25 protein-coding genes are annotated in these 24,653 nt (G+C 34.9%); 20 read left to right on the forward strand and 5 right to left on the reverse strand.

Translation table 11 applies throughout. The features are described 5' to 3' along the window. The first annotated feature begins 54 nt into the window (after nucleotides 1–54). Nucleotides 55–1,347: an aminopeptidase P family protein gene (locus RM542_RS03025; RefSeq protein ID WP_311384232.1), complete on the forward strand. Its 1,293-nt coding sequence runs from the start codon at nucleotides 55–57 to the stop codon at nucleotides 1,345–1,347. Between the two features lie 3 nt (nucleotides 1,348–1,350). On the opposite strand, the gene brnQ is transcribed toward RM542_RS03025, so the two are convergent. Further along, nucleotides 1,351–2,625: a branched-chain amino acid transport system II carrier protein gene (gene brnQ / locus RM542_RS03030; protein ID WP_311384233.1), complete on the reverse strand. Its 1,275-nt coding sequence runs from the start codon at nucleotides 2,623–2,625 to the stop codon at nucleotides 1,351–1,353. Nucleotides 2,626–2,895: 270 nt separating this feature from the next. Here brnQ and RM542_RS03035 point away from each other — a divergent pair, with 270 nt between their 5' ends. Next, nucleotides 2,896–3,165, forward strand: a complete 270-nt coding sequence (locus RM542_RS03035; protein WP_311384234.1) for a hypothetical protein — start codon at nucleotides 2,896–2,898, stop codon at nucleotides 3,163–3,165. Here RM542_RS03035 and thiL read toward each other — a convergent pair. Continuing rightward, entirely contained in the window at nucleotides 3,162–4,202 is a 1,041-nt protein-coding gene (gene thiL, locus RM542_RS03040) for a thiamine-phosphate kinase (RefSeq protein ID WP_311384235.1), read from the reverse strand. The two genes, RM542_RS03035 and thiL, sit on opposite strands and share 4 nt — an antisense overlap. A 75-nt stretch (nucleotides 4,203–4,277) precedes the next feature. Here thiL and RM542_RS03045 point away from each other — a divergent pair, with 75 nt between their 5' ends. The 15 genes from RM542_RS03045 (at nucleotide 4,278) to RM542_RS03115 (ending at nucleotide 17,884) form a co-directional block, all read left to right on the forward strand. Beyond that, nucleotides 4,278–5,552 (forward strand): choice-of-anchor B family protein, encoded by a 1,275-nt coding sequence (locus RM542_RS03045; RefSeq protein ID WP_311384236.1) that lies wholly within the window; start codon nucleotides 4,278–4,280, stop codon nucleotides 5,550–5,552. A gap of 3 nt (nucleotides 5,553–5,555) precedes the next feature. Further along, on the forward strand, nucleotides 5,556–6,905 hold the full coding sequence (locus RM542_RS03050; RefSeq protein ID WP_311384237.1) for a hypothetical protein: 1,350 nt from the start codon (nucleotides 5,556–5,558) through the stop codon (nucleotides 6,903–6,905). A gap of 155 nt (nucleotides 6,906–7,060) precedes the next feature. Beyond that, complete coding sequence (locus tag RM542_RS03055; RefSeq protein WP_311384238.1) at nucleotides 7,061–7,390, forward strand: iron-sulfur cluster assembly accessory protein; 330 nt, start codon at nucleotides 7,061–7,063, stop codon at nucleotides 7,388–7,390. Between the two features lie 64 nt (nucleotides 7,391–7,454). After that, nucleotides 7,455–8,900, forward strand: a complete 1,446-nt coding sequence (gene sufB / locus RM542_RS03060) for a Fe-S cluster assembly protein SufB (protein ID WP_311384239.1) — start codon at nucleotides 7,455–7,457, stop codon at nucleotides 8,898–8,900. A 31-nt stretch (nucleotides 8,901–8,931) separates the two neighbouring features. Next, a complete protein-coding gene (locus tag RM542_RS03065) occupies nucleotides 8,932–9,804 on the forward strand; it encodes an N-acyl homoserine lactonase family protein (RefSeq protein WP_311384240.1) in 873 nt (290 codons plus the stop codon). 4 nt (nucleotides 9,805–9,808) lie between these two features. Further along, a complete protein-coding gene (gene sufC, locus RM542_RS03070) occupies nucleotides 9,809–10,561 on the forward strand; it encodes a Fe-S cluster assembly ATPase SufC (RefSeq protein ID WP_311384241.1) in 753 nt (250 codons plus the stop codon). A 69-nt stretch (nucleotides 10,562–10,630) separates the two neighbouring features. Beyond that, the gene (gene sufD / locus RM542_RS03075) at nucleotides 10,631–11,947 is read left to right on the forward strand and encodes a Fe-S cluster assembly protein SufD (RefSeq protein WP_311384889.1); all 1,317 of its coding nucleotides are present in this window, start codon (nucleotides 10,631–10,633) and stop codon (nucleotides 11,945–11,947) included. Nucleotide 11,948: 1 nt separating this feature from the next. Next, a complete protein-coding gene (locus RM542_RS03080; protein ID WP_311384242.1) occupies nucleotides 11,949–12,620 on the forward strand; it encodes a porin family protein in 672 nt (223 codons plus the stop codon). A 56-nt stretch (nucleotides 12,621–12,676) separates the two neighbouring features. Next, complete coding sequence (locus RM542_RS03085) at nucleotides 12,677–13,891, forward strand: cysteine desulfurase (protein ID WP_311384243.1); 1,215 nt, start codon at nucleotides 12,677–12,679, stop codon at nucleotides 13,889–13,891. 115 nt (nucleotides 13,892–14,006) lie between these two features. Continuing rightward, complete coding sequence (locus RM542_RS03090) at nucleotides 14,007–15,095, forward strand: zinc metalloprotease (RefSeq protein ID WP_311384244.1); 1,089 nt, start codon at nucleotides 14,007–14,009, stop codon at nucleotides 15,093–15,095. 70 nt (nucleotides 15,096–15,165) lie between these two features. Next, nucleotides 15,166–15,570, forward strand: coding sequence for a hypothetical protein (locus tag RM542_RS03095; RefSeq protein WP_311384245.1), 405 nt, complete (start codon nucleotides 15,166–15,168; stop codon nucleotides 15,568–15,570). 40 nt (nucleotides 15,571–15,610) lie between these two features. After that, the gene (locus RM542_RS03100; protein WP_311384246.1) at nucleotides 15,611–16,033 is read left to right on the forward strand and encodes a SufE family protein; all 423 of its coding nucleotides are present in this window, start codon (nucleotides 15,611–15,613) and stop codon (nucleotides 16,031–16,033) included. Nucleotide 16,034: 1 nt separating this feature from the next. Next, nucleotides 16,035–16,364 (forward strand): SUF system Fe-S cluster assembly protein, encoded by a 330-nt coding sequence (locus tag RM542_RS03105; protein ID WP_311384247.1) that lies wholly within the window; start codon nucleotides 16,035–16,037, stop codon nucleotides 16,362–16,364. A gap of 18 nt (nucleotides 16,365–16,382) precedes the next feature. Continuing rightward, nucleotides 16,383–16,889 (forward strand): DUF2480 family protein, encoded by a 507-nt coding sequence (locus RM542_RS03110; protein ID WP_311384248.1) that lies wholly within the window; start codon nucleotides 16,383–16,385, stop codon nucleotides 16,887–16,889. Nucleotides 16,890–16,957: 68 nt separating this feature from the next. Continuing rightward, entirely contained in the window at nucleotides 16,958–17,884 is a 927-nt protein-coding gene (locus RM542_RS03115; protein ID WP_311384249.1) for a DUF3078 domain-containing protein, read from the forward strand. Between the two features lie 219 nt (nucleotides 17,885–18,103). On the opposite strand, the gene hflX is transcribed toward RM542_RS03115, so the two are convergent. Further along, nucleotides 18,104–19,315: a GTPase HflX gene (gene hflX, locus RM542_RS03120; protein WP_311384250.1), complete on the reverse strand. Its 1,212-nt coding sequence runs from the start codon at nucleotides 19,313–19,315 to the stop codon at nucleotides 18,104–18,106. Between the two features lie 84 nt (nucleotides 19,316–19,399). Between hflX and RM542_RS03125 the strand changes: the two genes are divergently transcribed. The 3 genes from RM542_RS03125 (at nucleotide 19,400) to RM542_RS03135 (ending at nucleotide 23,506) form a co-directional block, all read left to right on the forward strand. After that, nucleotides 19,400–20,167 carry a TMEM175 family protein gene (locus RM542_RS03125; RefSeq protein WP_311384251.1) on the forward strand — a complete coding sequence of 256 codons (768 nt, stop codon included), beginning with the start codon at nucleotides 19,400–19,402 and terminating at the stop codon, nucleotides 20,165–20,167. A 32-nt stretch (nucleotides 20,168–20,199) separates the two neighbouring features. Further along, nucleotides 20,200–21,159 carry an endonuclease gene (locus tag RM542_RS03130; RefSeq protein WP_311384252.1) on the forward strand — a complete coding sequence of 320 codons (960 nt, stop codon included), beginning with the start codon at nucleotides 20,200–20,202 and terminating at the stop codon, nucleotides 21,157–21,159. 151 nt (nucleotides 21,160–21,310) lie between these two features. Further along, nucleotides 21,311–23,506: a S8 family serine peptidase gene (locus RM542_RS03135; RefSeq protein ID WP_311384253.1), complete on the forward strand. Its 2,196-nt coding sequence runs from the start codon at nucleotides 21,311–21,313 to the stop codon at nucleotides 23,504–23,506. Here the strand turns inward: RM542_RS03135 and RM542_RS03140 are convergent. Further along, a complete protein-coding gene (locus RM542_RS03140) occupies nucleotides 23,503–23,871 on the reverse strand; it encodes a glyoxalase/bleomycin resistance/extradiol dioxygenase family protein (RefSeq protein ID WP_311384254.1) in 369 nt (122 codons plus the stop codon). The genes RM542_RS03135 and RM542_RS03140 overlap by 4 nt on opposite strands. Next, nucleotides 23,868–24,581 carry a 3'-5' exonuclease gene (locus RM542_RS03145; RefSeq protein WP_311384255.1) on the reverse strand — a complete coding sequence of 238 codons (714 nt, stop codon included), beginning with the start codon at nucleotides 24,579–24,581 and terminating at the stop codon, nucleotides 23,868–23,870. The genes RM542_RS03140 and RM542_RS03145 overlap by 4 nt, the downstream gene beginning before the upstream one ends. Between the last annotated feature and the right edge of the window lie 72 nt (nucleotides 24,582–24,653).

Below are 24,653 nucleotides of genomic sequence, written 5' to 3' on the forward strand. Positions count from 1 at the left end.
CAGTTCTTAAATTTACGAATCTGATGTTAAATAAATAGTTCAAAATTATCCTTCATGAAATACCATCAAATTAGCAATCAACTTTTCATTAAGAATCGCAAAAAGTTTATGGCTCAAATGAAGCCAAAAAGCATAGCGGCGTTTAACTCCAATGATATTTATCCCATAAGTGCTGATAGTACTATGCCTTTTGAACAACATCGAGATATTTTTTATTTAAGTGGTGCAGATCAAGAAGAAACTATTTTGGTTTTGTTTCCTGATGCCATGGATTCAAGGCATAGAGAGATTTTATTTGTTAGAGAAACGAATGAACATATTGCGGTTTGGGAAGGTGAAAAACTAACCAAAGAAAAAGCAACTGAAGTATCAGGAATCAAAACCATTTATTGGCTTTCTGATTTTAAGAAGGTGTTTTTTGATTTGATGACAGAAGCGGATACCATTTATTTTAATACTAATGAGCATTATCGTCAAGCAGTAGAAACTCAAACTCGAGAGGATAGATTTATTTTGGAATGCAAGAAAGAATTTCCAGCGCATCAGTATGCGAAGAGCAATCCAATTCTACAACAAATACGGGGTATTAAAGAAACTGAAGAACTGGATTTGATGCAAACTGCTTGTAACATAACAGAAAAAGGATTCAGAAGGTTGTTGGGCTTTGTAAAACCTGATGTTTGGGAATATGAAATTGAAGCTGAGTTGTTACATGAGTTTGTTAAAAATCGTTCAAAAGGTTTTGCTTATCAGCCTATTATTGCTTCAGGTAATAATGCCAATGTTTTGCATTATGTTGAAAACAATCAACAATGTAAAAATGGCGATTTAATTTTGATGGATGTCGCGGCCGAATATGCCAATTATTCTAGTGACTTAACTAGAACAATACCTGTAAATGGTAAATTCACGCAACGTCAAAAAGATGTTTATAACGCTGTTTTAAGAGTGAAGAATGACGCCACGAAACTATTGGTATCTGGCACAATTTGGGCAGAATATCATAAAGAGTGTGGTAAACTTATGACCTCTGAGTTATTGGGGTTAGGGCTTTTAGATAAAGCCGATGTTCAAAATGAAAATCCTGATTGGCCGGCCTATAAAAAGTACTTTATGCACGGTACAAGTCATCATATTGGATTAAATACTCACGATTATGGCGAACTCAAAACACCAATGAAAGCTAATATGGTTTTTACTGTAGAACCGGGAATTTACATACCTAATGAAAAAATGGGCATACGTTTAGAAGATGATGTAGTCATTCAAGAAAAAGGAGCACCTTTTAACTTGATGGCGAATATTCCAATTGAGGTTGATGAGCTAGAAGAACTAATGAATAGTTAAAGTCTATTTAAGGTATTTTTCAAGGATATTTCCCAAAACAAATACTACTAAGGCAGGCAACACCCAGCCCATTTGATATTCACTCAATGGAATCCAATTGATGAGACCAGCAATGCTTTCATCATAACCGATACTACCTAAAAAGTCCGGAACACTAAACAGAATTGTTGCTATTACCACAACGCGAAAAACCAATTCAGTAGCATACTTATTCGGCACCACATTAAGTAAAATTAAAACAATAGTAATTGGGTATATAAACATCAGAGCTGGTAAGGCAACAGCTATAATGTAACCTACGTTAAACTGCCCCATAATAATACCAAGCAAACATCCAACAATTGCTGTGATTAGGTAGGCATGTTTCGATTTTTTGAATTGCCCTTGTACAAAATCAGCTGTTCCAGTAACAATACCTACGGCGGTTGTAAAACAAGCCAAACTCACTAGTATGCTTAGAAAAACATTTGCAGTATTTCCTAAAGTTTTAAGGCTAATACCACTTAGTAAAGCTGTTCGCGTAATGTCAGCTTCAAATTCATTATGCATTAAAGCTCCGGTTAAAAGAAGTCCAGTGTAAATACAGAATAAGCCGAGTCCTGAAAATAGGCCTGCTTTAAAAATGAGACCTTTTTTAGCGTCATAGGGTATTTTATTATCCTTTAAATTGATAGAAATAATGATAACACCTCCAACGACAACTGCTCCAATCGCATCAAAGGTTTGATAGCCTTCTAAAATTCCGCTTGTAAATGGGCTTTCAATTTGGGTTTTCCCAAAATTGAAGTCAAATCCCAAAAAAGCTTGTGCTATGATACATATTAAAATAGTAATGATTGCCGGTGTAAGTAATTTACCAACGATGTCTAAAATTTTTGTACGGTTAATAACAAAGACAAAAACAAGAATAAAATAAAGAATACTGGTTAATAAAGATGAGGAACCAAAGAAAGGGGCTATACCCATTTCATGAGTAACCGATGCTGTTCTCGGCGAAGGTAGACTTATCGAAATTGCATAAACCAAATAGCAATATACTAAACTAAAAGTAGGAGAGACTTTTTTGGCAAAATCAAACATCGTACCTTGAAGTTTAGCATGTGCAAGAATTCCGAAAATAGGAATTAGCACTGCGGATAGGCAGAAGCCTAATATTACAAGCCACCAAGTATCACCAGCTTTAAACCCGAGTTGTGGTGGTAGTATTAAATTGCCAGCACCAAAAAAAAGAGAAAAAAGTGCGAATGAGACTATAAGAACATTCCTTTTAGTAATCATAGTTTAAATAATATTTGGAAAGATAGGTCAAATTTGTATATTGAAAACCGTAACAGTTCAACGGTTATTTTAAACATTTGGTCGATTTTATGTATTTCATCGAAAAAACAAAAAATAACCTTTGTTTGGCAAAATAAACTAGATTTCTGAATCGTTGCCATTTAGGTGAACCAAACCAAAATTTAAAACGTACAATACTGAAAATATAATTACTAACTATTGCATTTATCGACCCCAAATCGAAACTGTGCATAACCAGAGGTAAAGCTTATGAATAAAACCATTACCCCCGATGGCAACAAAATTACTGGAATCTTCTGCAACTTTTTTGGCCACCATTTTGTGGTTTCAAAAAAAGTGACTGAACACATAAAGGAATATCGTTGCTTACATTGTCAAAAACAAGTTACTACTGACGAGCGAGGTAAATTGTCTACGCTTACACCAGAAATGCAAGAAATTAATAATACGCTAGAAGATATGTATCAAAAGCGTAATCGCAAATCTGTGAGAAAAACGGAGCGTAAACACGTTGCCTAAAAAGAATTCCAACCCTGTGCTTTAAGAGGTATTTTGGTGTTAGCTCTGGTAACTAAATGTGCCCCTTCAGAAGCTGAGGTCATATGACCCAAAACTGTCAGATTTGGATTGCCCTTTATTTTTGGAAAGTCGTTTTGGTCAATAGTAAACAGTAATTCATAATCCTCTCCTCCACTCAAAGCAATCATTGTACTATCCATTTTAAATTCTTCCGCTGTTGCTATAACTGTTGGGTCTAATGGAATTTTATCCTCATAAAGGTTACAGCCAACATTGCTTTGTTCGCACAAATGCAAAATTTCAGAAGAAAGACCATCACTAATATCAATCATTGCTGTTGGATGAACTTCTAATTTTCCCAAAAGTTCTACGACATCTTTTCGAGCTTCTGGTTTCAATTGTCGTTCTACGATATAAGAGTAAGGTTCTAAATCAGGTTGACTTTGTGGATTAACTTTAAACACTTCCTTCTCACGTTCTAATACTTGCAAGCCTAAGTATGCTCCACCAATATCACCACTAACGACTAATAAGTCATTTTCTTTTGTCCCTGAACGATAAACAATCTCTTTTTCGTTCGCAACGCCAATAGCAGTAATGCTTATGAGCATTCCTTTAGTTGATGAAGTAGTATCGCCGCCAATTAAATCAACCCCATATAATTTGCAAGCAGCTTTTGCACCACTATAAAATTCTTCAAGGGCTTCTAATGGAAACCGGTTAGATACCGCAATTGAAATTGTTATTTGGGTTGCCAATGCATTCATCGCATAAATATCAGAAAGGTTGACAATGACTGATTTGTACCCAAGATGTTTTAAAGGCATATAACTCAAATCAAAATGGACACCTTCCACTAATAAATCTGTCGAAACAATGGCCTTCTTATCTTTGAAATCAAGAACAGCGGCATCATCGCCAATACCCTTTATAGTTGAACTATTAATGATTTCAAAATTCTTAGTCAAGTGCTTAATTAATCCAAACTCACCTAAAGCTTCTAATGCTGTTCGCTCTTGGTTTTTATCTTCTATCATGCAGCAAAAATAACCACAAACTCTTAAACAACACTTAAAATTGTATCTTTACTAGTGACCCTAAAATTGCTATATATGTTAAGTCGCCTATTTCTTGTATTTGCCTTTTTTATATTTCTTGCCTGCGGTAGTGATAATAGCCCGAACGTAATTGTTATTGATGATGACCCAGTTGGTATGACGGATGATGACCCTGTTGACCCGACCGATGACAACCCCATAACTTCAAATTTTGTCGCATGTGATAACGGAATGGCAGGCGACTTTCCTTGTAATGGATTTGATTTATTAGGTTCCATTTCTTTATCCCAGTTTTCTGCTCAAAGCGCAAATGATATTTGGGGATGGACGGATAGCACAACAGGTAATGAGTATGCTTTGGTTGGTCTTAATAACGGAACTGCTTTTGTTGATATTACAGATACAGAAAATCTAGTTTATTTAGGAAAATTACCATCTTCAGGTGGATCTAGTATTTGGCGCGATGTAAAAATATATGAAGATTATGCTTTTATTGTTTCAGAAGCTTCTGGTCATGGAATGCAGGTTTTTGATTTGACCAAACTAAGTGGTGTTACAAATCCTCCACAGAATTTCACCCAAGATGCAAGATATACAGGTTTTGGTAATGCTCACAATATTGTGATTAATGAAGACATGGGTTTTGCTTATCCGGTTGGTACTGCTCGTAATGACGCGTTTAATGGAGGAGTTCATTTTGTTGATATTTCAAACCCAACTTCTCCAACAGGTATTGGAGGTTATGGTGCTAATGGATACACCCATGATGCCCAGGTAATTACTTATATCGGACCTGACACTGACTATACGGGTCAAGAAATATTTATAGGTGCTAATGAAAATCAAATAGCAGTCGTTGATATTACAGATAAAAATAATCCCTCTGAGATTTCAACTTTAACTTATGGAAATTTAGGTTATACACATCAAGGTTGGTTTACAGAGGATCAACGTTTTTATCTATTGGGTGATGAGTTAGATGAAACTGGTTTTGGGTTCAATTCAAGAACCTTGGTTTTTGATATGTTAGATTTAGATAACCCTGTTTTACATACAACATATTTAGGTCCAACGGCTGCAATAGACCATAATGGTTATGTAGTAGGCAATGAATTTTATTTGGCAAATTACACTGCAGGAGTGCGTGTTCTTGATATCTCAGATATAGAAAATCGAAATATTTCAGAGATTGGCTTTTTCGATACTTTTCCTGCTAATGATACAGCAAGTTTTAATGGAGTCTGGAGTGTTTATCCTTATTTTGAAAGTGGTAAAATACTAGTCAATGATTCCAATACTGGATTTTATATTATTAAAAAGTCAGAATAGAAAATGAAAAAATTCCTAGTCTTTATAGGAGCGCTTTTATTTTTTTCTTGCAGCTCTGATGACATGGCAAATACTGATAATACTGGCGATTTAAATGCAAGTGGTTTTGTGGGTAACACTGCATGGATTCAAAATTTTGGAGGTTCAGGTGATGATTCCCCACGCTCCGTTGTCCCTACTACTGATGGAGGTTTTGTCGTTTTTGGTTTTACTAATAGTACCGATGGAGATTTAGTGAACAAAGCTTTAAATGTAAATGATTATTGGTTGTTAAAGTTTGATGCTGAAGGTGGTTTGGAATGGCAAAAAACCTATGGAGGCAGTAAAGATGACCGTGGTCAACAAGCGATTCAGACGTCCGATGGAGGTTATGCTTTAACCGGATATGCTATGAGTGATGATGGAGATGGAAGTAATAACGAAGGGTTTCATGATAACTGGGTTTTAAAACTAGATGCATTTGGTAATATTCTTTGGGAAAAGAGTTTTGGATTTTCTGGACATGATCATTCATATGATATTATTGAAACTGTTGATGGGGGATTTTTCTTTTCTGGATTTTTAGATGTTACCTCGTCTAACGGCGAAGGCAGCACAGAGAAATCTAGTCTTGCAGCTCATGGTGTAGGTGAATTTTGGGGAACCCGATTAGATGCCGACGGTAACTTGCTTTGGCGAAAATATTTTGGAGGGACCAACAACGACCGGTCCTTTGGTGTGATGAATGCTAATGACGGAGGTTTTATTTTATCTGGTGCTTCAGAAAGTGATGATTTTGATATCTCTAATTCAAAAGGAAGTTATGATTATTGGGTGGTGAAAGTTGATAAAAATGGAAATATGGAATGGGAACGTTCTTTTGGTGGAACAGGTATAGATCAATCTCATGACATTACCAAAACCATGGATGGGGCCTATGCTATAATCGGCAATACTTTTAGTACCGATATTCAAATCTCAAAGAACAATGGTGAATCAGACATTTGGTTAGTAAAGTTTGATGAAAACGGAGAATTACTATGGGAACAAAACTATGGAGGACCTGCCTTTGATGCCGCCCATAGTATTAGTCTTGCAAAAGATGGTGGGTTTATCATTTCAGGAAACTCAAAAAGTTTTGGTAACGACCTTACTTCTAATTTTGGAGAAAATGATTTGTGGATTATAAAAACAACTGCAAGTGGTGAACTACAATGGCAAAAAACAATTGGAGGTACTGGTTTAGATTTTGGTTATGATGCCTTTGAAACTGACGAAGGCGCCCTAATCTTTATAGGCGAAACTGCAAGTACGGACTTCCCAGATATTAATCATCTTGGCGGTATTGATTTGGTAGTTCTTAAACTTGAATGAGCCATTTTTTTTCAGGTTTCATCCAAGAATAGTTCTGTTTAAACTTTCCATAGAGAAAGCTTATCAAAATATACGTTATAATAATGTTAGGAAATAGGTAATAATACGTTCTAACAACTATATTTGTAAGCTATTTAGAATTAATCTTAGTAATCATGATAAAAGTATCTGAGACTGCTAAACAAAAGGTAGTAAGCCTGATGACGGAATCTGGTTTTGATGCTAATACAGACTATGTTCGTGTTGGTGTTAAAAGTGGTGGTTGTAGTGGATTATCGTATGAATTAGATTTTGATAAAAGTATTGGCGATACCGACAAGATGTTTGAGGACAATGCAGTACGAATTATAGTAGATAAAAAAAGCTTTTTATATCTAGTAGGTACTACTTTAGAATATTCAGGGGGACTAAATGGTAAAGGCTTTGTGTTTAACAATCCTAATGCTCAAAGAACATGTGGGTGTGGAGAGAGTTTTTCGCTTTAAAATACACCGCTAGATTAAATTAGAACAATATTGAAATTTCCCGGTTGGGAATCAAAGTAGGCTTATGGCATATACTGAAGAAGAATTAAAGAAAGAGTTAGAAACTAAGGAGTATGAATACGGCTTTTATACTGACATAGCATCTGATACTTTTCCGAAAGGGCTTAATGCTGATATCGTAAGAGCAATTTCTAAAAAGAAAAATGAACCTGAATGGATGACGGAATGGCGCTTAGAAGCTTTCCGTATTTGGGAGGCAATGGAAGAACCTGAATGGGCAAATGTCCACTATGCAAAACCAGATTTTCAGGCTATAAGTTATTATTCAGCTCCAAAACAAGCAGACCCTAACAAATCTTTGGATGATGTAGATCCTGAGTTGTTAGAGATGTATAAAAAGCTAGGAATCTCAGTTGATGAACAGAAGCGTTTGCAGAATGTTGCTGTTGATATTGTGGTTGATTCTGTTTCTGTAGCGACAACGTTTAAAAAGACTTTGGCAGAAAAGGGAATTATTTTCATGCCTATTTCTGAGGCGATTCAAGAGCATCCTGAATTGGTCAAAAAATATATGGGAACTGTCGTTCCAAGAACAGACAATTTCTACGCAGCATTAAATTCTGCTGTTTTTACAGATGGTTCTTTTTGTTATATACCAAAAGGTGTGAGATGCCCAATGGAGCTTTCAACGTATTTTAGAATAAATGAAGGTGGAACCGGCCAATTTGAAAGAACTTTAGTAATCGCGGATGAAAGTAGCTATGTAAGTTATTTAGAAGGTTGTACGGCACCTTCTCGTGATGAAAACCAATTGCACGCTGCGGTTGTAGAATTGATTGCCATGGATGATGCTGAAATAAAGTATTCAACAGTCCAAAATTGGTTTCCTGGTGATAGTCAAGGTAAAGGTGGGGTATACAACTTTGTGACTAAAAGAGGTCTTTGTGAAAAGAATTCTAAGATTTCATGGACACAGGTTGAAACGGGTTCAGCAGTAACTTGGAAATATCCTTCGTGTATTTTGAAAGGTGATAATTCGGTAGGCGAATTTTATTCAATAGCAGTAACCAATAACTACCAACAAGCCGACACAGGTACTAAAATGATACATCTTGGAAAGAATACCAAGAGTACCATTATCTCAAAAGGAATTTCTGCGGGTAAATCACAAAATAGTTATAGAGGTTTAGTACAAATTGGTTCTAGAGCTGCAAATGCTCGTAATTTTTCTCAATGTGATTCTCTTTTAATGGGCAATGAATGTGGAGCCCATACTTTTCCTTATATCGAAGCCAAAAATAAGACAGCCCAAATAGAACATGAGGCCACAACTAGTAAGATTGGTGAAGATCAAATCTTCTATTGTAATCAAAGAGGTATTGATACGGAAAAAGCCATTGCACTAATTGTAAACGGTTTTAGCAAAGAAGTTTTGAATAAGCTGCCAATGGAGTTTGCAGTTGAAGCTCAAAAATTATTAGAAATAAGTCTAGAGGGTTCAGTTGGATAAGCCTAGAAAGTGAGCACTAAATAAGTTGAAAATGAAAAAAGTAGTACTTGTCTTTTTACTCTTTGGAGCCTTAGGCTGTAAAAACGCAAAAAAAGAAGTTGAAACTGAAAACGCAATTGAACTTGCCGCAGAATCTGGGGTCAAGTTATATACTCTTAGTGGAGGTACCGTTCAAGTAAATCAATTAGAATTATTCTCACAAGATACTACCTACACTGGACAAACTAAGGTGTTTGCTGATGCATTTTATGTTATTGAACACCCCAAAGGAACTTTAATGTGGGATGCCGGATTACCAGAAATGTTAGTTGGGATGCCTGAACCTTACACGGACCCTAGTGGTGCATTTACAGTATCAAGAAAAGATTCCGTTGAAGCTTTATTAGCCTCAATTGATATGACTATAGATGATATTGATTATTTGTCATTATCTCATACTCATTTTGATCATAGCGGACATGCGGAAAAATTAAAGAAGGCAATTTGGTTAGTTCAAGAAGCAGAATATGATTTTGTGACCAGTGAAGAAGTACAACAAACTAATGCTGATGTTTACAATGCAGTAAATGATTTGACCAATATCAAAAAAATCAATGGAGATTATGATGTTTTTGGGGATGGTAAAGTGGTTTTAAAATTGATGCCAGGTCACACACCAGGACATCAAGTTTTGTATTTAGAATTAGATGAGCACGGTCCTCTTCTATTGACAGGAGATTTGTATCATTTTTATGAAAATAGAGAATACAAGCGTATTCCAATCTTCAATTTTGATGTAGATAAGACCAAAGAAAGTATGGCTGCCTTTGAAACATTTGCAGTGGAAAAAGGAGCAAAAGTATATTTACAACACGCCAAGGGTGATTTTGACATGCTACCCAAAGCACCAAACTATTTAAAGTAGAATAATGTTACAGATTAAAGATTTGCACGCGAGTGTTGAAGACAAAGAAATTCTTAGAGGTATTAACCTTGAAGTTAATCCAGGTGAAGTACATGCTATTATGGGGCCTAATGGTTCGGGTAAAAGTACTTTAGCTTCTGTTATTGCTGGTAAAGAAGAGTTTGAAGTAACTAAAGGTTCGGTTTCTCTTGATGGAGAAGATTTAGAAGATGTTGCACCAGAAGAAAGAGCACATAAGGGTGTTTTTCTTTCTTTTCAATATCCTGTAGAAATTCCTGGTGTTTCCGTAACCAATTTTATGAAAACAGCAATCAACGAATCTAGAAAAGGGAGAGGTTTAGAAGATATGCCAGCAAATGAGATGTTGAAATTAATACGTGAAAAATCAGAATTGCTGGAGATTGATCGTAAGTTTTTATCAAGATCATTAAATGAAGGCTTTTCAGGTGGTGAAAAAAAGCGAAATGAAATATTTCAAATGGCAATGCTAGAACCTAAGGTTGCTATTTTAGATGAAACTGATTCTGGGCTTGATATTGATGCCCTTAGAATTGTTGCTAATGGTGTGAATAAACTAAAAAGCAAGGATAATGCTGTTATTGTTATTACCCACTACCAAAGACTTTTAGATTATATCGTTCCTGATTTTGTACATGTACTTCACAATGGTAAAATTGTAAAGTCTGGAGGTAAAGAATTGGCGATGGAATTGGAAGAAAAAGGATACGACTGGATCAAACAAGAAGCTACAGTATAGCTTAAGAAGTTCAATTGTTAGCACCGGTAATTATGTCAAGTGAGAACCACGAACTGAAAATTTAAAATGATGGATTTAAAAGATAAATTAATTTCTTCTTTTATGGCATTTGAGAACAACGTGGATGTTGAACATCCTGTTCACGATGTGCGCAGCGAAGCCATAAAGAATTTTGAAGCAAAAGGTTTTCCTACAAAGAAAGAAGAGGCTTGGAAGTATACTTCATTAAATAGCCTTCAAAAAATAGATTTTAGCATTTTTCCAAAGCAAGAGAATACGCTTGATTATAAAGAAGTTAAACGCTATTTTTTGCATGAGATTGACACTTATAAGATTGTTTTTATAGACGGAATTTATAGTTCTTTCCTATCAGAGACTACTCATGACGGTGTTGATATTTGTTTAATGAGTTCGGCTTTGACCAAACCGATGTATAAACAGATAATAGATGTTTATTTCAATAAAGTGGCTTCAAAAGATGAGTCTTTAACTACCTTAAACACAGCATTTAGTAAAGAAGGTGCTTACATCTATATTCCTAAGAATAAGATGCCTAAAAAGCCTGTAGAAATTATTCATTTTGCTACAGGGAATGAAGCTTCTTTGATGTTACAGCCGCGTAATTTGTTTATTGTTGAAGAAAATGCTGAGGTTCAAATTATAGAACGTCATCAAAGTTTAACGAGTAATGAAGTGCTAACCAATGCTGTTACTGAGATTTTTGCTGCCGAAAGTGCTATAGTTGATTATTACAAAATACAAAATGATAGGTCTTCCGCTTCATTAATTGATAATACCTATATCAATCAAAAAGGGAAAAGCAATGTGAATGTGCATACTTTTTCTTTTGGAGGTAAACTAACACGTAATAACCTAAACTTCTATCAGAATGGAGAGTATATGGATTCTACCATGAAAGGGGTTACCATTCTTGGAGAAAAGCAACATGTAGACCACCATACTTTAGTGCATCATATAGAACCTAATTGTGAGAGTCATCAAGATTATAAAGGCATTTATGGGGAGAATTCTACAGGAGTGTTTAATGGTAAAATAATCGTAGATAAAGTTGCTCAAAAAACCAATGCCTTTCAGCAAAACAATAATATTCTTATTAGTGATAAGGCTACAATTAACACTAAACCGCAGTTAGAAATTTTTGCTGACGATGTTAAATGTTCGCATGGCTGCACAATCGGCCAACTTGATGAAGACGCCATGTTCTATATGCAATCAAGAGGTATACCTAAGAAAGAAGCGAGAGCATTATTGATGTATGCCTTCTCAAATAATGTTTTAGATAGTGTTCGTATTCCTGAATTGAAGATTAGAATTAATAAGATTATTGCCAAAAAATTAGGAGTTAATTTAGGGTTTGATTTATAAGATGAAGACTAGACAAGAGGTTACCATTAAGAGATTATTTTTTCATTCTCTTTTGCTCTTTATTCTCTTTTCATCATTTGTGAGCGCCCAAGAAACTAGATTGGGCATTAAGGCGGGACCAAGTTATTCTTCAATAGTTGGAGATTTAACTGACGGTCTCAAATTTAGATTTTCTGGTCATTTAGGAGTGTTTTTAGAGGTAGACTTATCTTATAAATTCAAATTGCAGCCAGAATTAGTGTATAGTTCGCAAGGCTTTCAATTTAGTAGTGATTTGGCATCCATTCAAACTGGTGCCCCAGTTGCTGGTGAAAATGATTTCAGGACCAATGTGCAATTAAATTACCTAACAATTCCTTTAATCGGTAAGTTCGCACTCAATGAAAACATCACAGTAGATTTTGGACCCCAATTCGGTTTCCTTTTGAATCAGGTTACTATCATTAAAAATTTAGATGAAATTGATGGCACTGATCTCGCTAGAAGAACATCTATTTCCGGAGATTTTCAATTGGATTATGGGGCTGCTGTTGGATTGGGAATACAATTAAACGACAACTTTTCTTTATCCCCAAGGGCTTATATCGGTTTAAGAAATCGTTTAAACGGTCTTGGAGGAAATGTGCAGAATTATAATGCGGCCATACAACTTTCTGTAGATTATCTATTTTAAAACAGATAGCACAATCTACTAAATACTAAATATCTTTGTAAATCAATTGAATTGCTATGTTCGATGTTACTAAAATAAGAGCTGATTTTCCCATTCTCAACAGACAGGTTAATGGTAAACCTTTAGTGTATTTAGATAATGCAGCCACATCACAAACCCCGACTCAGGTAACTGATGTTATCGTAGATTATTACCAACGTTTAAACGCCAACATTCATCGAGGGGTGCACACTTTATCTCAAGAAGCAACTGATGCTTACGAAGAAGCTCGGATAAAAATTCAAAAGCATTTCAATATTGCCAAATCACATGAAGTTATTTTAACCTCTGGAACCACGCATAGTATTAATTTGGTAGCTAATGGTTTCACAGCACTATTAGAAAAAGGTGATGAATTATTGGTGTCAGCCATGGAACATCATTCTAATATTGTGCCTTGGCAAATGTTATGCGAGAGAACAGGAGCAATTTTGAAGGTGATTCCAATGAATCAGAATGGAGAATTGGTAATGGAAGAATTTCACCTGTTGATTTCTGCAAAAACAAAACTGGTATTTTGTAACCATGTCTCAAATGCTTTAGGCACCATAAATCCAATTGAAGAAATAATAGCGAAAGCCCATAGTGTTGGGGCAGCTGTTTTAGTAGATGGGGCTCAGGCTGCTCCGCATATTAAAGCAGACGTACAAGCTTTGAATGTTGATTTTTACACCATTTCGGCACATAAGGTTTGTGGACCAACAGGTGTAGGAATGTTGTATGGTAAAGAAGAATGGCTAAAAAAACTACCGCCCTATCAAGGCGGCGGTGAAATGATTGCTGAAGTTACTTTTGATAAAACCACCTATGCTGATTTACCACATAAATTTGAAGCTGGAACACCAAATATTTGCGGAGGTATTGCTTTTGGTGCGGCACTAGATTATATGAATAGTATAGGATTTGAAAATATTGCTAGTTACGAGCATGAACTTTTAGAGTATGCTACTTCAGAGTTACTTAAAATAGAGGGGCTTAAAATTTATGGGACTGCTGAGCATAAAACTTCAGTAATTTCATTTAATATTGAACACATTCACCCTTATGATATCGGAACTATTCTTGATAAATTAGGAATTGCAGTACGAACAGGACATCATTGTGCCCAACCAATTATGGATTTTTATAAAATTCCAGGTACAGTTAGAGCTAGTTTCAGTTTCTATAATACTAAAGAAGAGATTGATGTTTTAGTTCAAGGTGCTGAGAGAGCTAAGAGTATGTTGCTGTAAATTCAATTTCTTAACATTTTAACTATGTGTTAACAATATTTTTAACATTCCCTTTGTCTTTTGTTAAATAATGGTAACTTCTACCCCGATAATAACCATTATAATTCTAAGTTTTATGAAAAAAGTAATTTTTACAATAGCCGTAATTGGTATTGTAGCCGTTTCTTGCGTGAAGGAACAATCCCCTGAAAATGATGATTTAAATTCTCAAGAAGTACAAGTTGACATGAGTGACTTCTATGTATATACAGACGAGATTGAAACTGGAGATCAGACTGCTAAAGGAAATAGTGGTCGCGAATGCCATAGTATGAAAGTTTTAAATGAAAAACTAAGAGCAAACCCAGGCCTCGAAAAGAAGATGTACGACATCGAATTTAATATTAGAAAGTTTATAGCTTCAAAAAAACCAGATGGAGTAGGAAACGGAAATGGCAATGGTAATGGTGGCGGAGGTGAGGAGCCAGAACCGCCAGTAGATGACAATCTTGGGACAATTACAATTCCTGTTATTGTTCATGTTTTATATAATAGCGCAGCAGAAAATATTAGCGATCAACAAATAAATTCTCAGATAGCTGTTTTAAATGCAGATTTTAATGCATCTAATAACGATATTAACCAAGTCCCTTCTTTATTCGCTCCAAATGTTGGTGATGTAGATATTCAATTTACTGTGGATAGAGTTATCAGAAAATCTACAACGAGAACTTCATTCGGAACTAATGATGCTATAAAATTTAATTCTCAAGGAGGGTCAGATGTAGTTACCCCAGATACGCATTTAAACATGTGGATAGGAGATATTGGAGGAGGAATTTTGGGTTATGCACAATTCCCTGGAGGTAGTACTGCTACAGATGGCGTAGTTGTTGGTACCGCATTTTTTGGCACCAGCGGTACGGCAACGGCACCTTTTGATGGTGGCAGAACAATGACACATGAGGTAGGACATTGGCTAAATTTAAGACATATATGGGGCGATGGTAGATGTAATAGAGATGACTTTGTTTCTGATACTCCTCGTTCAGATAGACCAAACTATGGTTGTCCTAGTTATCCAACTACACATTGCAGAACTACAGATATGACAATGAACTATATGGATTATGTAAATGATGATTGCATGTATATGTTTACTAATGGACAAACTGAAAGAATGCGTGCATTATTTGCACCAGGTGGAGCTAGAGACACCTTTTAATCATTCACTCATATTTTAAGATAAGAAGAGGCATCTATTTTTGGATGCCTTTTTTGTAGTTTTATATACTATGAAAACATTATTGGTGGCTATTATATTGATATTAGGCATGAACAATTGTCAACAAAATAATGTTGAGCTGAATTATTTAGCTCAGTCACGTGGGCTTTATCTTGAAATTGAATTGCACTCGAACGTATTAATTACAACTAATCAAAGAGAAGGTGAAACCAAAAAGAGAGAATTATCAAAAATTGAACTAGAAGATTTAAGAAGGATATTAGAGTATACAAATTTTGATAATATACTCTCCACTCCAGGTATAAAAAGTCATTATGATGCCGCTGCTATTGCAAGTTTAAATTTGACTTTCAAAGGCAATGCTCATGAATTTGAGTTTGATCACGGTAACCCTCCTAAAAACCTAGAAGCATTAGTAAACAAAATCATAACACTTTCTGAAATAGTTGAGTAGACCGAGGATATACACTAATTTTGTAAATAAATTGCTTTAAATGAATATCGATACTATTCAAGAAGAAATTATTGATGAGTTCAGCATGTTTGACGATTGGATGCAGCGTTATGAATACATGATTGATTTAGGTAAGGCATTACCTTTAATTGAAGAGCAATATAAAACCGATGATAACATTATCAAAGGCTGCCAAAGTAAAGTTTGGGTACATGCAGAGTTAGAGGATAGCAAGCTTGTTTTTACGGCCGACAGTGATGCTATCATAACAAAAGGAATTATTGCTATTTTAATAAGGGTTTTTAGCAATCAAAAACCACAAGATATTATCGATGCTAACACTAATTTCATTGATGAAATTGGTTTAAAAGAACATTTATCGCCTACACGGGCTAACGGTTTGGTAAGTATGATTAAGCAACTAAAGCTATATGCTGTTGCTTACCAAACACAATTAAATTAAAATGAGCGAAGAAACGAATATAGACACGGCAGCATTGGGGGATAAAATCGTAGGGGTTTTAAAAACAATTTATGACCCTGAGATTCCTGTTGATATTTATGAATTAGGTTTAATTTATGATGTTTTTGTCAATGAAGACAATGATGTTAAGATTTTAATGACTTTAACATCGCCTAATTGTCCTGTTGCAGAATCATTACCTGTTGAGATTGAGGAAAAAGTGAAATCATTGGACGCTGTTAAAGATGCCGAAGTAGAAATTACATTTGACCCACCTTGGACTCAAGAATTAATGAGTGAAGAGGCTAAGTTAGAATTAGGAATGCTATAATAATTTCTTAATGAACTTATGAGCGAAGAAATAATTAATAGAGTTGCAAAAAGTAACCTAGTAACTTTTAATCTTGAAGAATTTTATCCGGAGGGTCATAGGGCTATTTTGGATATTAAAGATTGGTTGTACGAAGAAATCATTCTAAAAGAAAGAGAATTTCGAGCATTTGTTGAAGCATATGATTGGTCGCAATATCAAAACCAATACGTGGCATTAACTTGTTCCAGTGATGCTATAATTCCTGGTTGGGCCTACATGTTGGTCACTTCAAAGATTAGCCCTTTCGCTAAAAAAGTGGTTATCGGTAATATGGAGCAGCTTGAATCTGCAATTTTTCAATCTATTATTGAGCATATTGATGTTTCAGATTTTAAAGACAAACCTGTAATTATAAAAGGTTGTGCGAACAAACCTGTGCCTCAGAACGCCTATATTATGGCTACCAGTAAAATTCAAAAAGTTGCTAAAAGTGTTATGTATGGCGAGGCGTGTTCATCAGTACCTCTTTTTAAGAGAAAATGAGCTTTTCTTTTACAACTATGTGACAATTCTTACTTTTACGGTTCTAATACACTAAACATTATATACAAATGAAAAAAATATTATTTGCTTTTGCATTTCTGTTTGTTACAGCTACTATTACTGCACAAACTGAGGAGGAATTAAAGGCCACTTTGGCTACAAAGAAAGATTCTATAGCCGCTATACAAGGCAGAGCTGACGCCATACAAGCGCAAATTGATGGTTTGCCAGGTTGGCGAACTGGCGCTTTTGGTACCATAGGTGGGAGTTTGTCAAACTTCAGTAATTGGTATGCTCAAGGTGTACCGAATAACTCTTCTGGTAATATCGGAGTTACGGCAAATGTTTTTGCCAATTTACAACAAGAGAAGTTCTTTTGGAGAAACTCTTTAACGGCAAATTTTGCATGGGTAAAGCTTGATGATAAAGATATAGATACGGACGAGGAAGGGTTTACCGGTACAACAGACGTTTTTAATATTTCATCACTTTATGGTCGTAAACTGAGCGAAAAATGGGCGGTTTCAGGTCTTATGGAATATAGAACAACAGTTTTAAATAACTTCAATGACCCAGGATACCTTGATTTAGGTGTTGGTGCAACTTGGACTCCAGTTCAAAACTTGGTAGTGGTAATACATCCTTTGAATTACAATTTTGTATTCGCTGATAACGATGCCGTTTTTCAATCTTCTTTAGGTGCTAAAATTGTGGCAGACTATACAAGACAGATAGGTGCAGTAGGTTTTAAATCTAACTTATCAATGTTTCAGAGCTATGAAAGTGGTGATTTGAGTAACTGGCAATGGACAAATACCTTCACATATACCTTATGGAAAATGATTGGTGTTGGATTTGATTTTGGCTTACGTAACAACGCACAAGAAGCACTTAACTACGAGCTGACTACTTTGGGTAATACGGGAGCAACTTTTGACAATATAGATAATGACCTCCAAAGCTTTTGGAACATAGGTCTTAGTTATGCCTTTTAAGTGCAATCAGAAATAAAAATAAAAAGCCTCTGATATTTATCAGAGGCTTTTTTAGTTAGGTTATTTAGTTCAATTGTTTTGGTAAACAATAGCCTTGGGGAGAACTATTGTTTTTACTGAGATAAATGTATGTGCTTTATAAAACAATTGAAATTCTTTGTTGAGTAAGCGTCAATAAATGTTGAGAATATGAATGTTAATTTTTTTCTGTCAGAAAAATTAATATTCATCTAAATTTTCAGGATACAAGAAGTTATTATAGGGGAAACGAGTTACATGAATATCTCTAACTTCATTATAAACACGTTTTCTAAAATCGTCTAAGTTTTCTTTATTCAAAGCTGATATAAATAGCGCTCGGTCACCTACTTTGTTATACCAGGTTTGTTTCCACTCGTCTAATGAAAAATGAATTTTGGTTTTTTCAGTAATCAAATCATCTTCATCAATTTTTTCAGGCAGATATTGGTCAATTTTATTGAAAACCATAATGGTCTTTTTATCAGCGCTTTTTATTTCATCTAAGATTTTATTTACAGACGCAATATGTTCTTCAAACTGTGGGTGAGAAATATCTACAACATGTAATAATAAATCAGCTTCGCGCACTTCATCTAGCGTGCTTTTAAAACTCTCTACCAATTGTGTTGGTAATTTTCTGATAAATCCTACGGTATCACTTAAAAGAAAAGGTAGGTTACCCAATACCACTTTTCTCACAGTGGTATCTAGTGTTGCAAATAATTTATTTTCTGCAAAGACATCACTTTTACTTACTACATTCATTAATGTAGATTTACCAACATTAGTATAACCAATAAGTGCGACACGTACTAAGGAACCACGATTACCACGCTGAGTTTCCATTTGGCGGTCAATCTTCTGAAGTTTCTTTTTTAATAATGAAATTCTGTCTCGAACAATTCGCCTATCTGTTTCAATTTCAGTTTCACCGGGTCCCCGCATACCAATACCCCCTTTTTGGCGCTCTAAGTGAGTCCATAAACCGGTTAATCTAGGCAATAGATACTGATATTGAGCGAGTTCTACTTGCGTTCGTGCATAACTTGTTTGGGCGCGTTGTGCGAAAATATCGAGAATTAAACTTGTACGATCAATTATTTTACAACGTAAAATCTTCTCAATATTTCTTTGTTGGGCCGGAGAAAGTTCATCATCGAATATTACAGATCCTATTTTGTTTTCTGTCACATATTTTTCAACTTCTTCCATTTTTCCACTTCCAATAAGTGTTTTAGGATTAGGTATATCCATACGCTGAACAAAACGTTTATACACCTCGCCACCTGCAGTGTAAGTCAAGAACTCCAGTTCATCAAGATATTCAGTAACCTTTTCTTGGTTTTGATGAGAGTTGATAACACCTATCAACACTGATTTCTCATAATCAATAGTCTTTTTCTCGAGCATAAAAATCTTTAATATGCAAAGCTACATAATGTTTACAAGCCGTTTTTTGTATTTTTCACTAAGTTTAAACATTATGAGTCTTGTATGAAGAAATTATTGGGTTCAACTAAAGAGATTTCAAAAGAAGGTTTTAGGTATCGCGGTATGCAGGCAACACGTCTTGAAAACCTCACTGATGCTGTATTTGGTTTTTCTATTACACTCTTAGTAATTTCCTCACAAGTTCCAACTACATATATTGAACTTCAGGCCTCTATGTATAGCTTTATAGGCTTTATTTTTTGTACCATGCTTTTGTTAGGTTTGTGGAATAACCATAGTAATTTTTTCTTGTATTATGGTTTAAGTGATGGTAAAACAAAGGTGTTAAATGCCTTGTTTTTGTTTGTCTTACTATTCTACATATACCCTCTAAAATATCTTTTTTCTTATATCGGAACAGCTATTTATGCTACTTTAAAACGAAGTTTAGGTGATTCGTCTGAAGCACTTAGAACAGCAGTTAAGAATCTTAATGCTGCAGAATTAAATGTTGAACAATGGGAAGATTTAATGATTCGTTTTGGTTTAGGTTTAGTCTTTATTTATGGCATAGTTATACTCATGCATTTAAATGCTTTGAAACAGTCTGAAGAGCTTCAATTGAATTTAAGAGAAAAGTATATCACTAATACTTTTATACATAATTATATTCAACTGATGCTTATATCTGTTGCATCTATTATGGTTGTGGTTATTTTTGGTGGTACGGCGGCAGGTTATTCAGGTATGGTTTATTTGTTGACCCCAATCATCATTCCATTATATAAAAAATATCGTGTTCGAAAAATGGTCGATTTGGACCAAGAATAAAAACTGCAGACGTTCTATTTAAAAAATTCTCTATGGATAACGAAAAGTTTTCGAATCGATTTACGCTGGCCTTTTATAACCTTGAAAATTATTTTGATACAACAAATGACGAACATGTTTTAGATGATGATTTTACGCCGAAGGGTTTCAAAAAATGGAATGATAAAAAGTTCTACAAGAAATCACATAAGCTGGCTAAAGCAATTGCGCATATAGGGGAAGGGGAGTCGAATCTGCCACCGGTGCTATTAGGTATTGCTGAGGTTGAAAATGACGGAGTTATCAAAAAACTGTTAGATACTGATGAACTTGAAGATATTAATTATGATTATGTTCATTTTGACTCTCCTGATGAACGAGGTATTGATACTGCATTAATATATCATCGTGATTATTTCAATGTTTTAGAAGCAGAGACTATTCCATTAATTATAAATTCTCAAAATGGCAATCGAGATTTTACTAGAGATATTTTATATGTAAAAGGGGAATTGAATGGGGAAGAAATTCACGTTTTTGTGAATCATTGGCCTTCAAGAAGGGATGGTGCAGATCAAACTGCTTACAAGCGTATTGAAGCTGCAAAAACCATTTTAAAAAAAATTAGTTCAATTCAAAATGAACAAAATCATCTGAATCTCATAGTTATGGGCGATTTTAACGATGATCCCAATTCAGAAAGTATAAAGACTTTAATGGCTTCAGGTTTGTTTATTAATCCCATGGAAAAACTACTATCACCTCATAGTGGTAGCGCAAATTATAAAGGCGAGTGGAGTCTTTTTGATCAAGTAATTCTGTCGCATAGTTTTCTAAATTTTGAACAAGGAACACACAGTTTTAAAAAGGCCAAAATTTTTGCTCCTGACTTTTTGAAAGAGTGGAAGGGTAAATATAAAGGCAACCCTTTTAGAACATATGCGGGTAAAAAATATATTGGCGGTTATAGCGATCATTTTCCCGTTTATGTAGTTCTTAAATGGAATTCATAAAAGAAAGAAAAATACTACACAACATAAAATTGAAGTTTCACAACAACTGAACTAGCCTAGTCGTGTCATTCATCGAAATAAAGATGTTTTTTATCGATAATACTTGAATTTGAAAATATATTTGTAGTCCAAATCTTACCTATCTATAATCATGGTCTGCAAAAACCCTACTGTAAATAAAGGCTTTTTTTTACCTTTCTATTTTCTATTTTTAGTTTCTTCTATTTTAATTGGACAATCAGAAGAGCAGCGGGCGGTTATAATATCGTCTTACAATACTGCTAAATTTGAACAGTTGATTAATACCTTCAAAAAAGAGCGCCAAGCACAGAAACAGCGAATACAGGCTGTAGTCAAAACAAAACAAGTAAAAGCGTTTGAAAAGGCTTTGGATGGAACTATTGTCGCATTGAATTCTATTGGAATTGACGATACACCATTATTCTATACCACGTATTTAGATCCTACTAGCAAAGTTTCCAGAACGGATGCTCTCTATAAAGGCGGAAGCTTAGAATCAGATATTACAGGTTTGGGTATGCAAATAGGTGTCTGGGATGCTGGAATTGCTTTAACATCCCATCAAGAATTTGACAGTAGAGTACGCAATGCCGATGGTAGCAGTCTTACTGATAGACATAGTACTATGGTCACAGGGGCAATGGTTTCTTCTGGTATAAAGGAAAAAGCAAAAGGGGTGGCTTTTGAAGCAAAAGCGCTTACTCATGATTGGACACGAGATAAAATTGAAGTTGCTGAAGCAGCTGCTAACGGTATGCTTATATCAAATCATTCATATGGTATAAAAACTGACCGTGTTCCTGATTGGTATTTTGGCAGTTATATCAGAGTTTCACAAGATTGGGATAAAATAATGTATAATGCCCCTTACTATTTGATGATTTCCGCAGCGGGTAATTCTCAAAATAGCCGAGATAATGAACTTCCAAATTCCGGTAATGCACAAGATGGATTTGATTTATTATTAGGATTTACTACTTCAAAAAATGGCTTAGTTATAGCCGGCGCAGATACAAAATTAGCTAACAATGGTGATTTAAAAGATGCAAGAGTATCAGGCTATAGTAGTTTTGGACCTATAGATGATGGTCGTATAAAACCAGATATAGCGGGTGATGGCACATTAATTTACTCGACCAGCTCTAATAACAATACTAGTTATAGCAGTGCAATGGGTACTTCTATGGCAGCCCCAGGAGTTTCGGCTTCTTTATTATTATTACAGCAATATCATGAAGAACTATTTAGTTCCTACATGAAAGCAGCCACATTAAAAGGCTTGGCGTTGCATAGTGCAGATGATGTTCAAGCACCTGGGCCAGATTATAGAATGGGATGGGGTGTACTTAATACCGCACGCGCTGGAGAGATCCTAAAGAAAAAAGAATACGCCACAATTGTTGAAGAAAATACTTTACAATCAGGCGAAACCTATTCGGTAATAGTTAATGCTAATGGTGAAGAACCTTTGATAGCGTCTATTTCATGGACAGATATTGAAGGTTCTTATATTAACAGAGGCGATTTAAATTCGGTCACCCCTGCACTTGTTAATGATTTAGATATTAGTATTTCTAAAGACGGAAGTAAATTTATGCCCTGGAAATTGAACGCTTCAAACGCTAGTGCGCCAGCTACTAAAGGTGATAATAGGGTTGATCCTTTTGAACGTATAGATATAGATAACGCATCAGGTGAATATGTTATTACTATTTCTCATAAAGGAGATTTACAAAACGGAGCACAAGATTTTTCTTTAATTATATCAGGAGTTTCATTGAGTCAATGTCAAATGAATCAAGCGCCAAAACCTCCACAAATTAAAAGCGCAGATGAAAATTCTTGCACCATAACATGGGAAACAAATCAAGACACTTTGTATGAAGTTCAGATTAAAGACATCTACGATGATAATTGGAAGACTGTAAACACTTGGGAAGGTGAAATGATATTTTCCGATTTAGAATTGGGAATTAATTATACCGCCCGAATAAGAGCCGTTTGTTCACAAAACCTTGCCTCCGAATTTTCTGAGGAATTACTGTTTGAATTTTCTGGTACAGAAACGGAGGAATTGCTTTATGAAACATTAAGTACTAATGAACTAGCGCTAAAAGTATATCCGAATCCTACTGTAAATGAGCTTCATTTAGCTTCAGAATTTTCAAAAGACGCTTATTATACCATAACAACTACAGCAGGTCAAACAATTAAAGGTGGTAATGCCAATGAAAAGATAAAAGTTACTGATTTATCATCAGGCTTATATATCATTTCTTTACAAGATTATAGTGGAATGGCGAGTACTATGTTTTTCAAGGACTAAATAGACTGAACAATAAAAATAGCATTATGGTTCAAATCAAAAAAACCAAATTCATGCGTACCCCAAGCCGTATTCATTCGAAGTTTATCTTTAGAAACAGTTGTTCTTTCGACGAATTCATCAAAAACTGGTTTAATATCTCCTACAAATAATTTGATTACAGAACCACCCAATAATGGGTCTTCAGGTGTTTCTGCATGCCATTGTAAATGAATATGCATATGCGCTCTTTGTAGTCCAGAATACATATTGTCTCCAAAAATAGGATTAAAACCAGTGTGTTTTTGATGCCACTCAATATCACGCATAATATTTTGAGAAGGGAGTACTGGAGTGATTTCTAAAAAATTTGATTCAAGATTCATATCTTCTTAATCTGGTTTTCATTTAATAAATCATCCCCTCTAAGTCTCAGTAATACCTGTGCGGTAGTAACCACATCTAATTCGCAATAAATAACAATCCTATCCAAATCATTTTCCTCATAAAAAACATCTCTGACCATACTGCCATCCATATCATCCTTTGGAGAAGGTATACCGAGCACGTTTGCCATGAGTTTAAGAGAAGTGTAGTGTTTATAATCACCAAACTTCCACAGTTCCATGGTATCTAAATGAGGAATTTCCCAAGGTTTTTTGCCAAATAAATTAAGTTTATAAGGCAGTTTTATGTTATTAATGAGCATCCTACGGGCTATGTAAGGAAAATCAAATTCTTTACCATTATGACCGCAGAGCAGGTGTTTGGCTTGGTTAAAATGTTCTTGTAATAAGTTTTTAAAGTCTTTTAATAGTTTAGGTTCGTCGCCGTAAAAAGAAGTAACTCTAAAGTTTCTTTGTGTTCCTTTTTCAGTAAAATAGCCTACTGAAATACAAATAATTTTACCAAATTCTGCCCAAATACCAGCGCGATCGTAATATTCTTCGGGGCTAAACTCTTCCTTACGTTGGTATTTAGATTTTTGTTCCCAAAGGATACGTTTTTCTTCTGATAGTTCTGAAAAGACTTTATTTTCAGGAACGGTTTCAATATCTAAAAACAGAATATTCGCTAAATCAAGTTTATAAAGCATGAAGTAAAATACTAAAATGCATTGAACTAAAGTACTTTACCTAAATTAAATTGTATCTTGAAAACGTATTGC

It is taken from the genome of Croceitalea sp. P059 (assembly GCF_031846365.1).
Classification (GTDB): Bacteria; Bacteroidota; Bacteroidia; order Flavobacteriales; family Flavobacteriaceae; genus Croceitalea; species Croceitalea vernalis.

Coding starts and splice junctions, on each gene's coding strand:
- RM542_RS03025 (WP_311384232.1), top strand. CDS start 55: ATGAAATACCATCAAATTAGCAATCAACTTTTCATTAAGAATCGCAAA.
- brnQ (WP_311384233.1), bottom strand. CDS start 2,625: ATGATTACTAAAAGGAATGTTCTTATAGTCTCATTCGCACTTTTTTCT.
- RM542_RS03035 (WP_311384234.1), top strand. CDS start 2,896: ATGAATAAAACCATTACCCCCGATGGCAACAAAATTACTGGAATCTTC.
- thiL (WP_311384235.1), bottom strand. CDS start 4,202: ATGATAGAAGATAAAAACCAAGAGCGAACAGCATTAGAAGCTTTAGGT.
- RM542_RS03045 (WP_311384236.1), top strand. CDS start 4,278: ATGTTAAGTCGCCTATTTCTTGTATTTGCCTTTTTTATATTTCTTGCC.
- RM542_RS03050 (WP_311384237.1), top strand. CDS start 5,556: ATGAAAAAATTCCTAGTCTTTATAGGAGCGCTTTTATTTTTTTCTTGC.
- RM542_RS03055 (WP_311384238.1), top strand. CDS start 7,061: ATGATAAAAGTATCTGAGACTGCTAAACAAAAGGTAGTAAGCCTGATG.
- sufB (WP_311384239.1), top strand. CDS start 7,455: ATGGCATATACTGAAGAAGAATTAAAGAAAGAGTTAGAAACTAAGGAG.
- RM542_RS03065 (WP_311384240.1), top strand. CDS start 8,932: ATGAAAAAAGTAGTACTTGTCTTTTTACTCTTTGGAGCCTTAGGCTGT.
- sufC (WP_311384241.1), top strand. CDS start 9,809: ATGTTACAGATTAAAGATTTGCACGCGAGTGTTGAAGACAAAGAAATT.
- sufD (WP_311384889.1), top strand. CDS start 10,631: ATGGATTTAAAAGATAAATTAATTTCTTCTTTTATGGCATTTGAGAAC.
- RM542_RS03080 (WP_311384242.1), top strand. CDS start 11,949: ATGAAGACTAGACAAGAGGTTACCATTAAGAGATTATTTTTTCATTCT.
- RM542_RS03085 (WP_311384243.1), top strand. CDS start 12,677: ATGTTCGATGTTACTAAAATAAGAGCTGATTTTCCCATTCTCAACAGA.
- RM542_RS03090 (WP_311384244.1), top strand. CDS start 14,007: ATGAAAAAAGTAATTTTTACAATAGCCGTAATTGGTATTGTAGCCGTT.
- RM542_RS03095 (WP_311384245.1), top strand. CDS start 15,166: ATGAAAACATTATTGGTGGCTATTATATTGATATTAGGCATGAACAAT.
- RM542_RS03100 (WP_311384246.1), top strand. CDS start 15,611: ATGAATATCGATACTATTCAAGAAGAAATTATTGATGAGTTCAGCATG.
- RM542_RS03105 (WP_311384247.1), top strand. CDS start 16,035: ATGAGCGAAGAAACGAATATAGACACGGCAGCATTGGGGGATAAAATC.
- RM542_RS03110 (WP_311384248.1), top strand. CDS start 16,383: ATGAGCGAAGAAATAATTAATAGAGTTGCAAAAAGTAACCTAGTAACT.
- RM542_RS03115 (WP_311384249.1), top strand. CDS start 16,958: ATGAAAAAAATATTATTTGCTTTTGCATTTCTGTTTGTTACAGCTACT.
- hflX (WP_311384250.1), bottom strand. CDS start 19,315: ATGCTCGAGAAAAAGACTATTGATTATGAGAAATCAGTGTTGATAGGT.
- RM542_RS03125 (WP_311384251.1), top strand. CDS start 19,400: ATGAAGAAATTATTGGGTTCAACTAAAGAGATTTCAAAAGAAGGTTTT.
- RM542_RS03130 (WP_311384252.1), top strand. CDS start 20,200: ATGGATAACGAAAAGTTTTCGAATCGATTTACGCTGGCCTTTTATAAC.
- RM542_RS03135 (WP_311384253.1), top strand. CDS start 21,311: ATGGTCTGCAAAAACCCTACTGTAAATAAAGGCTTTTTTTTACCTTTC.
- RM542_RS03140 (WP_311384254.1), bottom strand. CDS start 23,871: ATGAATCTTGAATCAAATTTTTTAGAAATCACTCCAGTACTCCCTTCT.
- RM542_RS03145 (WP_311384255.1), bottom strand. CDS start 24,581: ATGCTTTATAAACTTGATTTAGCGAATATTCTGTTTTTAGATATTGAA.